A 16,091-nucleotide genomic window follows, 5' to 3' on the forward strand; every position below is an offset into this window, starting at 1 on the left:
TATGCATCAAGTAACCCCTTGCCCTATCATAGTGATTTTCTCACCACTCTATAGGCACTTTTAATTTCTTTAACTGCTTGTAAATCATATAACTCTAGTAGAATTTTATCATAATTTGTTAACGAAGCCTTGTGTGTCACTAGCACAATTTCGGATGTTTCATGTTTCTTAATCGGAAGCTGGAGAATTTTTTCAAAGCTTACACCGTATTTGGCAAAAATAGAGGTAATATCTGCAAATACTCCTACCTCATCCTGCACATGAATCCGTAAAAAGTATTTCGAAAACTTCTCTTCGTTTTCCTTTAGCATTTTCGGATATTGCGGTGTTACAGCACTCCTGCCATTTACCCCAAGCCTTAAATTCTTAATGACACCAACTAAATCTGAAACAATGGAAGTTGCTGTCGGCAGGCTTCCTGCCCCAGGGCCATAAAACATCGTTTCACCTACCGCTTCCCCGTACACATAAACAGCATTGTATTCATTTTGTACAGAAGCAAGCGGGTGATTATTCGATAAAAAGGTAGGGGCGACACTCACTTCTACCTTTTCCCCTTCTCTGTGAGCAAATCCGATTAATTTCATGGTATAGCCTAATTGTTTTCCGTAACTCAGGTCTTCTTCTGTCACATTAGAAATACCACTGACCTTAACGTCGTCTAAATCAATATGCATCGAAAAGCCTAGCGTCGCAAGAATCGTCATTTTTCTTGCTGCATCTAATCCCTCCACATCAGAAGTTGGGTCTGCTTCGGCAAAGCCAAGTTCTTGTGCCTCTTTTAAAACTTCTTCATAGGAGCGGCCTTCATCACTCATTTTGGTTAAAATATAATTGGTTGTACCGTTAACGATCCCCATCATTTGCGTAATCCGATCGGAAGCAAGACCATCTACCAGCCCGCGTAAAATGGGAATACCTCCAGCAACACTTGCTTCGTAATACAAATCGCAGCCATATTCTGAAGCAACGGTTAGTAATTCTGATCCGTGTAAGGCCATTAAATCCTTATTCGCCGTGACGACATGCTTACCTTGCCTTAGGGCTGTTAGTAAATAATCTTTTGTTTCTTGGACTCCACCCATTACCTCTATTACTACATCAATATCCTGATCCAAAATGATCTCTTCCGGATTGGATGTTAAAATAGTAGGATCAACATAAACCGGTCTGCTTTTATGTACATCTTGTACAAGAATTTTTTTTATGACAACCGGACACCCCACTTGGTGGATTAATTTATCTTGGTGATTTTTAATAATTTGTACTACGCCTGAACCCACGGTACCTAATCCTAAAAGACCAATCGAGATTGCTTCCATGTCTACTCCTCCTACTCTGTCTACCTGAGACGTACAATTGTTTTTATATAGTAGACATTATATGACGCTATTTACTTTTTTACAATAGATTTATTTTCTATACATTTAACTCTAACCGCTTAAAGCCTTGCTGTAAATGGGTTACTACCAACTTGTAAAATTTTTCTGAATTAAATAAGTATTTCTTTAACTTAGTCTTTACAAAAATGAAAGGTGGGTTGTAGAATAATTTTATTAATTTTTGAAATTTCAATCTATTTATGTTATTTTATAAATGAAAAACTACTGATGAAGATGGCCCACAATCCTACACGTCCTTCATAAAATGGCAGCTTTGTCTGTATGAGGGGCGTTTTTACTTAACAAAACAATGGAGGAATGGATCATGTATAGAGTATTGGTAACAGATGGGATTAGCGATACCGGATTAAAAAGATTACTTGATCATCCAAATTTTGTAGTAGAAAGGCAGCCAACATTACCAACAGAGGAATTGAAAAAAATTATTGGTCATTACGATGCATTGATTGTGAGAAGCCAAACAAAGGTTACAGAAGACTTGCTTTTATCCGCTGATAAACTCCATGTCATTGCCAGAGCAGGTGTTGGAGTGGACAACATTGATGTAAATGCAGCTACACGCAAAGGGATTATTGTCATAAATGCCCCTGGTGCGAACACAATGGCTGCAACTGAGCATACATTAGCGATGATGTTAGCATTAGCAAGAAATATTCCTCAAGCCCATCAAAAAACAGCTGCCGGCGAATGGGACCGCAACTCCTTTAAAGGAGTTGAATTGTATAAAAAGACCCTTGGCGTCATCGGGATGGGTAAGATTGGGACAGAAGTGGCGAAACGAGCTAAAAGCTTTGGTATGAATATTTTAGCGTTCGACCCTTACCTAACAGAGGACCGCGCTAAGAAGCTGGGCATGACAAAGGCAAGCCTGGATTTAATTGCCGAGGAGTCGGATTTCATCACGGTTCACACCCCATTAACAAATGATACAAGAGGTCTTATCAACGATGATTACTTAAGCAAAACGAAAAAAGGTGTTCGATTTGTCAACTGTGCCCGCGGCGGAATCATTGATGAGAAGGCTTTAGTGAGAGCCATACAGTCCGGACATGTAGCAGGCGCTGCGCTTGATGTATTTGAAAAAGAACCTGTTGCCAATGAGGAATTGCTGCAAAATCCAAATATCATTGTCACACCGCATCTTGGGGCCTCGACGGTGGAAGCGCAGGAAAAAGTTGCCCAAGAGGTGAGTGCGGAAATTATTGAGATTTTTGAAAAACAATCGATCCAGAACGCCGTCAATATGCCGCAAATGTCAGGGGAAACACAAGCAAAGCTTCAGCCTTACTTATTGTTAGGTGATCAAATGGGGCAGCTAGTGATTCAATTGCTAAATAAGCAGGCACCCTCCAAGATTGAAATCAATTATTATGGGAATCTCATTGATGAAGATACAGAGTTACTAACGCGTACTCTATTAAAAGGAATTTTATCCTATCATTTAAGTGATTCTGTCAATCTAATTAACGCCCTCCATTTACTAAAAGAACAAGGGGTTTCCTATAATGTTGTCAAGAATGCGTCGAATAAAGGCTTTGCCAATTATTTGGAGTTAAGTGTGTCTAATGGCCAAGAAACAGCCAAAATCGGCGCTACGGTCCTAAATGGTTACGGAGCTAGAATTTTAAAAATAAATCAATACCGGATTGATGTGAAGCCGGAAAAATATCTTCTATACATTAAACACCGCGACGTACCTGGGATGATCGGTAAGGTAGGATCGTTACTGGGTGACCATGATATCAATATTGGTACAATGCAGGTTGGCCGTACGGAGGTTGGCGGGGAAGCGATCATGGTATTAACCTTAGATCGAACGTTAAGTGCAAATGTTATCAAAGTCTTAAAATTAATTGATGGCTTGCAGGAAGCACAGGTCCTTGAGTTAACCACCGTTGGTTCTTATGAGTCTGAGCGTGAAAAGATAAAAAGTATTTAAAAGAGGGAATGGCGCGGCCATTCCCTCTCTCTATTTTTATAAAATGGTTTTAATATCGAGGACGGAATCTAGGATATAATCTGCCTCATGTTTTTCAAAATCTTGGCGTGCATCTTTCCCAGAAAGACCAGTTAAAACAGCTGCAAATTGACAGCCTAGCTTTCTTGCAGCAAGAAGGTCCGCCAATGAATCACCGACAACCAATACTTCTTCCCCCTTTTGAATGGGCAGCGGAGTGTTTAAGCAGTCTACTGTTGATGTCTCTTTTCCTTTAAGCCCCATGATATAAGTAAATGGATGCGGCTTTGATAAGGATTTAGGCTCGGTTATCTCTTGTTCCGCTTTCGATACTTCATCGGCTGTAATAATTCGGTTTTCATTGAAGTATTTCAGCCAATTTAAATGTTTAAAAGGCTGGATCGTTTCTAGGTCCGGTCTTCCGGTACCAATTCCAATTGTAATTCCAGCTGAGGAAAGGTACTGAAATAAAGCGGCAATTTCCTGGGCTGGAGCGAGGGTTGTTTCATTGGCAAGGAATCCCTTTTTCCCAGTCTGGACTGATGGTCTGCCAGTTGAAGCGAGGACATTTTCATCGCCCACATACCATTCCTGTGAAACATGTTCACAAATAGACCAGAGCTCGCCTTTTTGGAAAATCGATGTTTCTACGCCAAGCTTCTCCTTAGATAGTACATTCAAGTATTCAAACAATTCCTGCTTTGTCGCATCTGATTGAGTGAATTCGTCCACGAACAAGCCAAAATTCAATTCTACCTGATACCGACTTAATACCATGCCAATATCCCGTAAGGTTTCATAATTGATTGGATTCGTAAGCCATTGAGCTATTTTTGCAGCTTCATCCTCTTTAATCTGCGACAGAAGATGTATGAGCTGATGGCTGAAGGATAGGTAAATCATATCCCAGTTTGCGTTTAGGCCGCGGGATTTCATAAATTTAAGGACCTGGTCGTTTTGGAAGACATTTTCCCTGATACGGTTGATTTCTGCTTCAGTATATTCGGTTTTAAATTGTTCCGGTGCGAGTGCTAGATAATTGCTGCTAATCAGCATCTCCCAAACAGTCAGTGCAGATGCATCAAAATAGTGCTCTTCGCTCAAAAGCACTCCATCAACATCAAATAAAACGGTGTTAATCAATTTCCCTGCCCCCTCGATTCTTGGTTTCCTTTTATACGTTATCGTAACACAGCGGGAGTTGTAATTTGAAGTATTAGACTACTTTTATTAAAAAAACAGGGGCATCAACGGCCGATTTGTTAATAAGTTTGAGGATTTTGTTAATAAAACTAGACTAGACGGGAATGAGAGTTCGGAATTCTACGTAAATCCGTTTCTTTTCTACCAAGTTGAAGGCGAATTCTACAAAACTACCACACAATTCTACGAAATTCAAAACTAATTCTACAAAAATTGGTAACCATCTTCCAAATCACCTGGAAAGCAAAAAAATGCCGTGCGCTCAGATCTCCCAGCGTACGGCAAGCTAGCTCTTTACTAGATATCCAATCCAATCGAAATATACTTTACTTCTAAAAACTCTTCAATTCCGTAATGCCCGCCTTCGCGTCCTAGGCCGCTTTCTTTATAGCCGCCAAACGGAGCTTGAACCACTGACGGCAAGGCATCATTTAAACCAATAATTCCATACTCCAGTTGTTCCGTAATCCTAAAGGAGCGGCTTAAATTTTCCGTATAGACATAGGCAGCCAATCCGTAGCGGCTATTGTTGGCCCGTTCAATCACTTCCTCTTCTGTTTTGAAGGTCGAAATCGGCGCAAGCGGACCAAAAATTTCATCCCTCATACATTCCATATCATCATGGATATTTGTAAGGATCGTCGGGGCATAGAAATACCCTTTATCATCCACTGGCTTAAGACCGCTATAAATAACTTTACCGCCTTTTTTAACGGCATCATGAACCAATGACTCTACTTTTTTATAAGCTGATTTATCAATTAACGGACCGATATCTGTACCTTCTTCTAGTCCATTACCGACTTTAAGCTTTTCTAATTCAGCTTGAAAAAGCGTAATGAATTCGTCCGCGACACTTTCCTGGACATAAACCCGATTGGTACAAATACAGGTTTGACCGGCATTGCGGAATTTCGATTGGACAAGGCCAATGGCAGCCTTCGCTAGGTTCGCATCATCCATCACGATAAATGGAGCATTTCCGCCAAGCTCTAACGAAACTTTTTTTACATTTTCAGCTGCCCCGCGCATTAACGTCTTTCCTACCTCTGTAGATCCGGTAAAAGTTATTTTTGTAACACGGGGGTCTTTTAACCATACCTCGCCAATTTCCGAAGAGCGACCCGTAATGATGTTAATCACTCCTGCTGGTATTCCAGCTTCATGTGCCAGTTCCGCCATTTTTAACGCTGTAAGCGGTGTTTGGTTGGCCGGTTTCACGACTGCCGTACACCCTGCTGCAAGGGCAGGGGCTACCTTTCTCGTAATCATCGCGGCTGGGAAGTTCCATGGAGTAATCGCTGCAATTACACCAACTGGTTCTTTTCTGACTAGTATCCTTTTATTTGGACTTGATGCAGGAATGGTCTCACCATAGACCCTCTTTGCCTCTTCTGCATACCAAGAGATAAATCCATTCGCATACGAAACCTCGCCTAAGGCTTCCTTTAACGGTTTTCCTTGCTCAATCGTCATAATTCTTGCAATTTCCTCTTTATTTTTTTCAATTAAATAGAACCATTTCATCAAAAGCTGATACCGTTCTTCCGCTGTCCGTTTCGACCAATTTTTAAAGGCCTTATGGGCAGCATCAACAGCCTGCTTCGCTTCGTAAGCTCCGCCTGTTGGAACTGCACCAATCACTTCCTTCGTCGCAGGGTTAATCACTTCTGTAAAAACCGAGTAATCATTGCCAACCCATTCACCATTTAGATACATAGGATAAATTTGATCATTTTGTTTTAGAACATCCATATTATTCTCCTCCAACGGATAAGGCTGAATTATTTTGGTAAACTGCTTCCATTGCTTCTTCAAGTATTTGCAGACCTTCTTCAAGCTGCTCATCTGTGATGGTTAATGGCATGAGCAGTCGGATGACATTACTGTAGATACCAGCGCTTAACAGCATGAGGCCGCGCTCAGCTGCCGCCTTGACAATTTTTCCAACCGATTCTTTATCCGGGGTCTTGTGCTCTCGGTCTTTAACAATTTCCATGGCACACATCGCACCTAAGCCGCGTACATCGCCAATGCCGTTAAAGCGGGCGGCAAGGAGCTGCATTTTTTCAATGACTCGCTCACCTAGTTTACTCGCCCGGTCATTAAGCTGTTCACTTTCTATAATATCTAACACAGTCAATGCTGCCTGGCATCCGAGCGGACTTCCGGCATAGGTCCCGCCAATCTCGCCAATTTCAGGGGTGTTCATGATTTCCGCCCTGCCGATGACACCTGAGATCGGAACTCCTGCCCCCATCGATTTTGAAATGGTAATTAAGTCAGGAACGACATCAAAATGTTCAATTGCGAAGTATTTTCCGGTCCTTGCAAAACCAGTTTGTATTTCATCGGCAATAAACAATATTCCATACTGTGAACAGATTTCTCTTACCCGTTTTACGAAGGCCTTGTCAGGAACGATGAAGCCGCCTTCCCCTTGTACAGGCTCCATGACCACGGCTGCAATGGTTTCTGGAGCAGCTTCTGCAACTAAAAACTGTTCAAACTGTTCAGTGATCATGTCGCTATATTGAGTTTCGTTCATTCCTTCTGGACGGCGATATACATATGGATATGGCGCCTTATAGACTTCCGGGGCAAATGGACCAAAGCCAAATTTGTAAGGCTTGACCTTGCTTGTCATGGTCATCGTCATTAACGTTCTGCCATGGAATCCCCTTGTAAACGAAACGATCCCTTGGCGGTTTGTGTACTTGCGGGCAATTTTAACCGCATTTTCAACGGCTTCCGCACCGCTGTTAAAGAAAGCGGCCTGCTTATCAAAATCACCTAGCGCCAGCTTACAAAGCCGTTCAGCCAAGTTAATATAGGATTCATACATCATCACATTAAAACCGGTATGGATAAATTGGCCTGCTTGATCCTGCACGGCTTTGACCACTCTCGGGTGTGAGTGGCCGACATTTAGCGTTCCAATTGCTCCGGCAAAATCAATATAATGATTGCCGTCCACATCCTCGACCAGTGCACCTTCTGCTTTTTTTACAAAGGATTGGCAGTTGTTACTAATTCCTTTTGGAACATATTTATTTCTTCGTTCCAAAATTTCTCTCGATTTTGGTCCAGGTATTTCTGTTTGCAGCTTGACAAATTTTCTTTCCAAACCCCACTCCCCCTTTTCTAAAATCAAGCGAATCGTACCGCTTTCAAATCTTTTTAAAGAACATTACTATCTATATGTTCTATATGAGATATTGAACTGTTTATTTAACAAACCTAACAAACAATTGTAATGCAAGTAAAAGTAAGTCAAAAAGAAAGAATGACCAACATTAGTTAAAATGTTCTTATTTTTTTTACACTAGAAAGATAAGAGGTATGAAATGGAGCCTTGGAGTATGAATGAAGTGATGCTTTATTCGTAGGTGTCTTTTGCGATGATTTTTGTACCATATATATTATTTCTATCAGTAAATAATATTGTCCTTTTTTTTTTACAAAAAAAAAACAGCGAAATTCATTTTACTGAATCTCGCTGTTTTTGAATAAAAGCTATTTTTATTTCTGATACTAATTATCGTGCAAACCTGTGATTTCCAATGGTAACCGTTACAGGACGTGAAGTAATCCATGAACTTGTTGACGTTTTAGGGTTATAGAAGAATAAAGATCCATTTCCTTTTCCAGTTAGAGCAATTGCTTCATTTACCGCTTTTTTAGAAGCAGCATCAGCTGGCTGGTTAATTGTTCCGTTTGCTACTGGAGTAAATGCATAATGTCCATTAGCAATTTGATAGACTACCCCATTTACAGTATTCGGGAAATCAGCACTTCTTACTCTATTAATAATAACGGTAGCAACTGCGACTTTCCCTGCATATGGTTCGCCAACTGCCTCTGCACGAACAAGACGGGCCATTAAGTCCTTCTCTGCCGCCGTGTATGGAGAGTTTGGCAATGTCATGTATTGACCTGTTAAAAGTGGTTTACTATTATTTGTCTTCATTACGCTATTAACAGGAATACCGAATCCTTTTGCTATTTTCCAGTATGTCTCACCAGATTGTATTTTGTGAGTGGTTGCTGCCTCTGTTTGATTTGTTAAAGTAAATGCTGAAATTGAGAACATTAATCCAGCGGCTACTATTAGTTTCTTTAGCTTTTTCATGTATTTGTTCCTCCTAGTAGTCGTTTTTCGTATACTATTAGGCTATCAGATGTAATATACTCGTTCATTGCCCAAAGTTTGGTAATTTACTATCAACCCTTCTACCCCTTGCAGCAAAACAATTAAACTATAATTAGTTAAATTTATCCATTGAAGAAAATTATCAAATAATATCTATCTAAGGAAAAATATGGACCTATCATTACAAAGATTTCAAGCTGTAACAAACCATAATCAATAGGAATTCTGCATAAAGGCCTATTTAAAGTAACTCTTTCACAAAATTGCCATCAAAACGGTTGGAATTGGCAGGATTTTCTTTTTAATTTTGGTCATAATAATAGTGAAGCCATATTCAAGGAGGATTTATATAGTGGAAAATCAGTTAGTGGACATCCTTAATAAGCAAATTGCCAATTGGTCTGTCTTGTATATCAAGTTACATAACTATCATTGGTACGTAAAAGGCGGGCAATTTTTTACGCTGCACGCTAAGTTTGAAGAATTCTATAATGAAGCCGGCCTTCATGTTGATGAATTAGCAGAGCGGTTACTTGCCATTGGAGGTAATCCTGTTGCAACAATGAAAGAATGCCTAGAACTATCCTCGATTCGTGAAGCATCTGGGAGTGAATCTGCCGAAGAAATGGTTCAATCCATCATTAATGACTTCTCGATTATTATTGGAGAACTAAAGGAAGGTATGAGCCTTGCTGGAGAATTAGATGACGAAACAACCGAAGATATGCTCCTTGCTATTCATTCCGGATTAGAAAAACATGTATGGATGCTGACAGCATTCCTAGGGAAGTCCATTTAAAGCAATGAGTCCAACAGTAATGCTGTTGGGCTTTTTCTATTCTTATTTATTATAGGTCCCTTATTTTCAGAATCCACCGTAAACCGTACAATCAATTTATGACGAGACCGATTAGAAATATACAAGAAAGGCTGACCCAAAGCGATATTAGGGCTAGCCTTTTTAATTTGTAATCATACATGTTAAATTTTTTCTAATTCTATGCACTTGTCCCTTTCAACTTAAAATGCTCGTTCATAAATTATAATATATCAAAACAAGGGAGGTGGAATTACTATGGGATACGATGGCAGAAACAACTTCGCGTTAATCGTTGTATTGTTCATTCTTTTAATCATCATCGGTGCATCTTGGATGTACTAATTTTGATTAAAACACTCTAGGAAAAAGGAGCGAAAAAAATAATTTTTTCGCTCCTTTTTATTATTCCATTAAGCTCTTTGTCTGCGGGCAAGAATCAGTAAGCTAACAGTTATGATCGTAAAAGCAATAAACGCCAACAATGGAATTGTAATAAACCCAAGCCAGTTTATGTAATCCTTGGAACAGGGTACACCGGTTGTACACATTTCAAATTGCTGTAAATACGGGAGCTTTTGCAGTAGCGTATGATAAGCGGAAATAAGCATCCCAATAATGGAAAGTGGAAGAACATACCGATAAATTCCTTGGTCATTACGATAAAAGGCGATGCCCAAAATAATCGTTAACGGATACATAAAGATTCTTTGATACCAGCAAAGCATACAAGGGATGTAGTGCATGACTTCACTAAAATATAGACTGCCAAGTGCAGCAATAATCGCAGCAAGCCATGCAAGCAGCAAAGGCTTATTCATTAGGGTTCCCCTTTGCCGCTTCCTCTACCATTTTCTTCAAGTCATCGATGGTTTGACCTTTAAACATCTCCCCATTGACAAAAATGGTTGGGGTACCTGTTACACCCAATTTTTCAGCGTAATCCATATCCTTTTGCCAATCATCCTCAGAACCTTTTGACTGGAAGTTTTTCACAACCTTTTCTACTTCAGCATCACTAGCTACCTCTTTCAACGTACTAGTTAAGAATTCTTCGGTAAACACATCCATTTTCTCATATTTTGGGTCCTCTGGTTGTTTTTTATAAAGGAGTTCATGGAATTTCCAAAATGTCTCATTTCCCAATTCCTTAAAGACCGATTCAGCAAATTTAGCAGAGCGAATTGAATCTGTATTAATGAAGGAATCGTTCATAAAATAAAATTTGGCTTTGCCTGTGTCAACCAACTCTTTTTCAATAACCGGTACTACATTGGAGGCGAAGTTCTTACAATTCGGACATTTATAATCGCCAAATTCAATAATCGATACCGGAGCCGTCTTTTCTCCAAGATAAGGCTGATTCGTATAATCAATTTTACTAACTTTGGTCGTTTCCTGTTTTTTGTTATGATTACCAAAAAATATAAACGCTGCAAGACAGACCACCACTAGTCCTATCACCCAAAAGGTAAACTTTGCGGATGAATTACTTCCACTTTTCTCGTTTTTCTTTTTATTTGCCATATATAAACTCCTTTTTCTTTCACTACTAGTTTCAGCATCCTATACCATTAAATTTTACTAAACTAAAACGATAATGCAAATAAAACAGTTTGACTCCACAAATGAATAGAAGCATTCGTCATATGGCGAATGCTTCGTTTTCTATAGGGGTCTATACTTTTCACTAGACAAATGATCACTAACACCGGAAAGCTCCATTTTTTTAAAGACACGGTTACACAGGGAAAAATTAATATACGCTCCGATACTAAAAAGAATTAAAGTAAAAACAGGCAGGTACATTAATACAGCTACAAGTATGACAAACACTCCAATAATGTACAAGGTAATTGGAAAGTTTGCAATCGCCATAAAAAAGGAACTGGTAATGGCTCGCTTCCAAGTAATTTCGTAATGGGACATGACTGAAAATAAATAGGAAGAAGTACCTATAAACAATAGGCTTATTAATAATAAAGGCACCAATATAATGAATTTTGCTCCAGATTGGTCTTGATTTAAATAAAAATAATTAAAATACAATAATAATGATATGGCCATCCAGATTAGGCCGATGATAAAACTATGTTTAAAGTTTTCTCTAAAGTATCTGAAGTAATTTCTAACTACACTCGTATCCTGATGCAGCTGCCATTGCCGGACAACACTAAACATGGCTGTTGTTGCAGGTACTATGGTAACAATGGGAAGGCAAGAAAGAATCCAAAAGATATTTAATATAAAAAGATTGGAAAGTCGATCAACTACCGCGTAAAATCTAGTATCTAATATATTCATTTCTACCACCAATTCTAATAAAAGATTTAAATTGATTTTCCTACTTTTAAGACAAGGTAGAGTTTACCATACTAACCCCATAGACCCCGCCTGCTGCTTTTCCTTCACCAGATTGAAATTTAACTTCTACTTTTTGCTTTTCTTTTGTCAAACTTAAGGGAATCTCATAGTACATATCAACAAGACCTTCGGAATGATTTCCCTCAAGTTTTTGAGTAGCGATTAATTGACCATCAATAAGAATGTCAAATTCACGTTCAAAAATCTTACCCTCTGTATAGAGAGTCTTATCTCTGCCAAAATAGGTTACTTGCAAATACATTTGCTTTTCTGGCTCCACTTGCATTTGATAACTGAAAAATCCTTCCCCGCGGCTGTCTCGCCATGATTTTTCTACCTCGTTAAAATAACCTGTACTAGAGTTGCTGCTTTGTACTCCATGCTCAATCTCAGGCTGCTGTTCACCTGGCTGGACCACATCTACAGTAATCGCTCTTAATCTCTCAAGTTCTTCTTTTTCCTTATCTACGAAAGTTTTATAGGCTTCTTCATCCATTAGATTCCAATATAAGGTATAACGCTGATGATGAAGATCATAAAACGGAATGAGGGTCACCTTCCTATTACCAGGCTGGCCGACTTCTGTAGTTTCAAACAACAATGGTTCTCCCTCAACAGGCTTAATCCAGTCAGTCAAATTTTCCTTGTCAGCAACAAGGCTTGGTACATCAATTAACGGGTAGTTGTTTAATTTTAGGTGGTCCTCCAAGATATCTGTTTCCGGGAAGTTTTCTCTCCCCAATGCCCCGGCCAATACTACAGGTCCATACATAATTCCCACTTTCGTCGGATTATCCTTAGCGGTGTATGTGTGAAGACCTATAGGAAGTGAAAATTCAATCGTATCTCCTGCACTCCAGTTTCTTCCTATCACAAGATAACCATTTTTTGCAATAGCATCTGCTTTAATACCATTAACTGAGAGGGCTATGTCGCCATTCACCCAATATGGAACTCGGATATGGATATTTAGGAATGCGTCCTTCGCTTCTTCAAAGGATACCCGAACATGATTTGACCTTGGGAAATCTGTTTCTTGTTTGAGTTTTATCTTCTTTTCTTCCATTACTATTTCAGATGCAATAAATAAATTAACAAATAAATCTTCATTATCCTTATAGAAAACATTTCTTGTATAACGAGCAGGATTTTCCATTCCTGTCCCCGTACAGCACCAGAAAGAGTTATCGTGGGAACAATAGATTTTAAAATGACCGGGCTGTGTACTTACAAAATAGGTCTTCATTCCTGATTCTGGGTCCTGTGAGGCAAGGATATGATTGTAAAGGGCTCTTTCATAGTAATCCATATACTCACTCTTATGAGCCCAAGCGAATAAGTGCTCCGTTAGTTTTAACATATTGTAGGTATTACAAGTCTCAGCCGTTGTAATCCCTAATGTTTCCTTATTAATAGGTCCAAAATGTTCTCCAATACTATTTCCGCCAATAATATAGGAACGGTTTTTTGTGACCTCATTCCAGAAGAAAACGGCCATGTTCTTGTAATTTTCATCTCCAGTTATTTCATATAGCTTTGCAGCGCCGATTACTTTTGGAATTTGAGTGTTAGCATGTTTTCCCTCTAGTTCATCCACGTCTCTTGAGAGAGGCTCCAAGATCGCATTGTGGCAAAACCTGATTGCAAGCTTTAAATAATCTTCATTTTTAGTAATGGTATAGAGATCGGCCATTGCCTCATTCATACCGCCATGTTCGCAAATAAGCATCCGTTGGAACTGCTCATCACTAAGATTGTCCGTCCCTTTTATGGCCCAATCTGCCAGCTTAGTAACCACGTCAAGCGCTTTTTGATTACCTGTTAGCGTATAAACATCAATTAGTCCAGCATAAATCTTATGAATGCTATACCAAGGCACCCAGCCGCCTGCTAAACTAAAATTCTCTACTTCAAAATCTCCAGTAAAGACTTTGTCAAAATAGGTTCGAGGAAATCCGCTGACATATCCACTCTCATCAAGGCTTTGTACATAGGCTAGTTCGTTAACGGCATACTCAATTTTATCGTTTAATTCTTCATCCCTTGTAACAGAGTACATGGTTGCAGCGGCTGAAAGCCAATGTCCAACAGAGTGCCCGCTGATCGGCGTCGATTCCCAGCCGCCGTAACGAGGCTTTTTAGGAGTTTGTGAAGCCGCTTCGTAACAAGGCGCTACTAGCCGGTCAACATCTAAGTAAATCAAATACTCCTTTCCCTTTTCTTGTGACTCTTTAAAAATCCCATTTAATAATGTAACGTTCTTCATTATGTATTCTCCTTTAATGTCCTTATACAATTATATTTTTATAGCTATCGATAGAATGGATAGCTATAAAAATATATTTGGTGCAAGTCGTTTTGATTTTAATCCTGTGCCTCATCCTTTTACAGATCCAATCATAACGCCCTTTTCAAAGTATTTCTGGATAAATGGATAAACAAGTAAGATTGGTAATGTGGACACGATGATGACACCGTATTTGATCTGATCTGCATATTTCTGTGCATATCCGCCTGCAGCACCTCCGGATCCGGCCCCTTCAGCAAACACTTGGTTGGAGATGAGAATGTCTCTTAAAACAATTTGCAATGGCTGCAAACTATAGTCTCGAATGTAAATGAGTCCTGTGAAAAAGTCATTCCAGTGCCCCACTAAGTAATATAGACCAACAACCGAGATAACCGCTTTTGATAACGGCAGCGCTACTTTTCCGAAAAATTGAAAATGTGTACAGCCATCCATTTGGGCAGCTTCAAACAATTCTTTCGGCAGTGAGCTCTCAAAAAATGTCCGTGTAATAATCAAATTGAACACATTAACGGAAAATGGAACAATAAAAACCCACATATTATTGGTAAGATGTAAGTCTTTCATTAATAGATAAGTAGGAATTAATCCCCCATTAAAAAACATCGTAAAGACAAACACAAACATTAAAAACCGTCTTGCTTTGAATTCCTGTCTTGATAAAACATAGGCTGCAGGCAGCGTAAACAACAAATTGACAAAAGTACCAAGAAGTGTGTATATAATGGTATTTTTATACCCCACCCAGATTCTTGTATCTTTAAAAATCTCCGTGTATCCGAATAGGCTGAATCCTTTTGGATAGAGAAGAACTTTGCCAGTCGATACCAAAGTAGAGTCACTAACAGAGGCAATAACGACAAAATACAATGGATAAGCAATGATTAAAAATATAAACACACAAAATACAAAAATCATACAATCGAAAATAATATCTGAAGTCGTTTTTCCTTTTCTATTAAAAAGCACCATGACTTTCCCTCCTTGCATGGTTGAGATGTAATCTGAGTAAGCCAAAATTTGAATTACCACAAACTAATATTTGAAAATCTCTTTGCAATGGTATTCATAGCTAGTAAGAAGACGAAATTTATGAGTGTATTAAACAAACCAATGGCAGCAGAGTAGCTGAATTGACTTGAGATAATACCAATCTTATATACATAGGTGGCAATAACCTCAGATACTGGGAGATTTAATGGGTTTTGCATTAAGAATATTTTTTCAAAACCTGTATTTAAGATATTTCCCATACTAAGAATAAAGAGAATAATCATGGTTGGAACAATCGCAGGTATATCGACATACCTTATCGTCTGCCATCTGCTTGCTCCATCAATTTTTGCAGAATCATATAATTGTGGATCCACGCTTGCCAACGCTGCCAAATAAATAATGCTATTCCATCCGGCATGCTGCCATATGTCTGAAAGTACATATACTGGTACAAAGGTTTTTTCAGAAGCTAATAAGTTTATGTCTCCCAGTCCCAATGCTTTCATTAGATGACCAACAACCCCGGTTTCTGGTGACAATAATACATTTAACAAACCAACCATTACAACCATTGAGATGAAGTGTGGCAAGTAGACGGTTGTTTGCAAGGTTTTCTTCCACCTTTTCCCAAAAACTTGGTTGATAATCAGCGCCATAATAATCGGTGCCGGGAATCCTAAGATTATGGTTGCTAAACTGATGGTGATTGTATTTGTCATTAAATCTTTGAACATATAGTTATGAATAAATTGATCAAAATACTTAAGACCTACCCACTCGCCGCCGGTAAAGCCTTTCGTAAAATCAAATTCGCGGAAGGCCAGCTGGATGCCATACATCGGTATGTAATTGAAAATGACAATAACAACAATGGCAGGCAATATCATGAG

14 protein-coding genes are annotated in these 16,091 nt (G+C 39.0%); 3 read left to right on the top strand and 11 right to left on the bottom strand.

All coding sequences use genetic code 11. From position 1 onward, the window contains the following. Window positions 1–26: 26 nt before the first annotated feature. Entirely contained in the window at window positions 27–1,322 is a 1,296-nt protein-coding gene (locus M3226_RS21930; protein ID WP_251570649.1) for a homoserine dehydrogenase, read from the bottom strand. A gap of 385 nt (window positions 1,323–1,707) precedes the next feature. Between M3226_RS21930 and serA the strand changes: the two genes are divergently transcribed. Beyond that, entirely contained in the window at window positions 1,708–3,342 is a 1,635-nt protein-coding gene (gene serA, locus M3226_RS21935; protein WP_251570651.1) for a phosphoglycerate dehydrogenase, read from the top strand. Window positions 3,343–3,378: 36 nt separating this feature from the next. On the opposite strand, the gene M3226_RS21940 is transcribed toward serA, so the two are convergent. From M3226_RS21940 to M3226_RS21955, 4 genes are all read right to left on the bottom strand, one after another. Continuing rightward, window positions 3,379–4,503: an HAD family hydrolase gene (locus M3226_RS21940; RefSeq protein ID WP_251570653.1), complete on the bottom strand. Its 1,125-nt coding sequence runs from the start codon at window positions 4,501–4,503 to the stop codon at window positions 3,379–3,381. A 357-nt stretch (window positions 4,504–4,860) separates the two neighbouring features. Continuing rightward, window positions 4,861–6,282: an NAD-dependent succinate-semialdehyde dehydrogenase gene (locus M3226_RS21945; protein ID WP_251570746.1), complete on the bottom strand. Its 1,422-nt coding sequence runs from the start codon at window positions 6,280–6,282 to the stop codon at window positions 4,861–4,863. A 37-nt stretch (window positions 6,283–6,319) separates the two neighbouring features. Continuing rightward, the gene (gene gabT / locus M3226_RS21950; RefSeq protein WP_251570655.1) at window positions 6,320–7,690 is read right to left on the bottom strand and encodes a 4-aminobutyrate--2-oxoglutarate transaminase; all 1,371 of its coding nucleotides are present in this window, start codon (window positions 7,688–7,690) and stop codon (window positions 6,320–6,322) included. A gap of 411 nt (window positions 7,691–8,101) precedes the next feature. Then, a complete protein-coding gene (locus tag M3226_RS21955) occupies window positions 8,102–8,695 on the bottom strand; it encodes a cell wall hydrolase (protein ID WP_251570657.1) in 594 nt (197 codons plus the stop codon). A 373-nt stretch (window positions 8,696–9,068) separates the two neighbouring features. Between M3226_RS21955 and M3226_RS21960 the strand changes: the two genes are divergently transcribed. Together M3226_RS21960 and M3226_RS21965 are read left to right on the top strand one after the other, a co-directional pair. Beyond that, a complete protein-coding gene (locus tag M3226_RS21960) occupies window positions 9,069–9,515 on the top strand; it encodes a Dps family protein (RefSeq protein WP_251570659.1) in 447 nt (148 codons plus the stop codon). A gap of 276 nt (window positions 9,516–9,791) precedes the next feature. Further along, window positions 9,792–9,878: a YjcZ family sporulation protein gene (locus tag M3226_RS21965; RefSeq protein WP_251570747.1), complete on the top strand. Its 87-nt coding sequence runs from the start codon at window positions 9,792–9,794 to the stop codon at window positions 9,876–9,878. Between the two features lie 68 nt (window positions 9,879–9,946). Here M3226_RS21965 and M3226_RS21970 read toward each other — a convergent pair whose 3' ends face one another. The 6 genes from M3226_RS21970 to M3226_RS21995 all read right to left on the bottom strand — a co-directional run bounded on the left by M3226_RS21970 (window position 9,947) and on the right by M3226_RS21995 (window position 16,088). Next, window positions 9,947–10,354 carry a disulfide oxidoreductase gene (locus M3226_RS21970; protein ID WP_251570661.1) on the bottom strand — a complete coding sequence of 136 codons (408 nt, stop codon included), beginning with the start codon at window positions 10,352–10,354 and terminating at the stop codon, window positions 9,947–9,949. Beyond that, entirely contained in the window at window positions 10,347–11,060 is a 714-nt protein-coding gene (locus M3226_RS21975; protein WP_251570663.1) for a DsbA family protein, read from the bottom strand. The genes M3226_RS21970 and M3226_RS21975 overlap by 8 nt, the downstream gene beginning before the upstream one ends. Window positions 11,061–11,201: 141 nt before the next feature. Continuing rightward, a complete protein-coding gene (locus tag M3226_RS21980) occupies window positions 11,202–11,837 on the bottom strand; it encodes a YesL family protein (protein ID WP_251570665.1) in 636 nt (211 codons plus the stop codon). A 46-nt stretch (window positions 11,838–11,883) separates the two neighbouring features. Continuing rightward, the gene (locus tag M3226_RS21985; RefSeq protein ID WP_251570667.1) at window positions 11,884–14,163 is read right to left on the bottom strand and encodes a glycoside hydrolase family 127 protein; all 2,280 of its coding nucleotides are present in this window, start codon (window positions 14,161–14,163) and stop codon (window positions 11,884–11,886) included. A gap of 111 nt (window positions 14,164–14,274) precedes the next feature. After that, entirely contained in the window at window positions 14,275–15,123 is an 849-nt protein-coding gene (locus M3226_RS21990) for a carbohydrate ABC transporter permease (RefSeq protein WP_251028741.1), read from the bottom strand. 107 nt (window positions 15,124–15,230) lie between these two features. Continuing rightward, the gene (locus M3226_RS21995) at window positions 15,231–16,088 is read right to left on the bottom strand and encodes an ABC transporter permease (RefSeq protein WP_251570749.1); all 858 of its coding nucleotides are present in this window, start codon (window positions 16,086–16,088) and stop codon (window positions 15,231–15,233) included. Window positions 16,089–16,091: the final 3 nt, after the last annotated feature.

Source organism: Neobacillus cucumis (assembly GCF_023715505.1).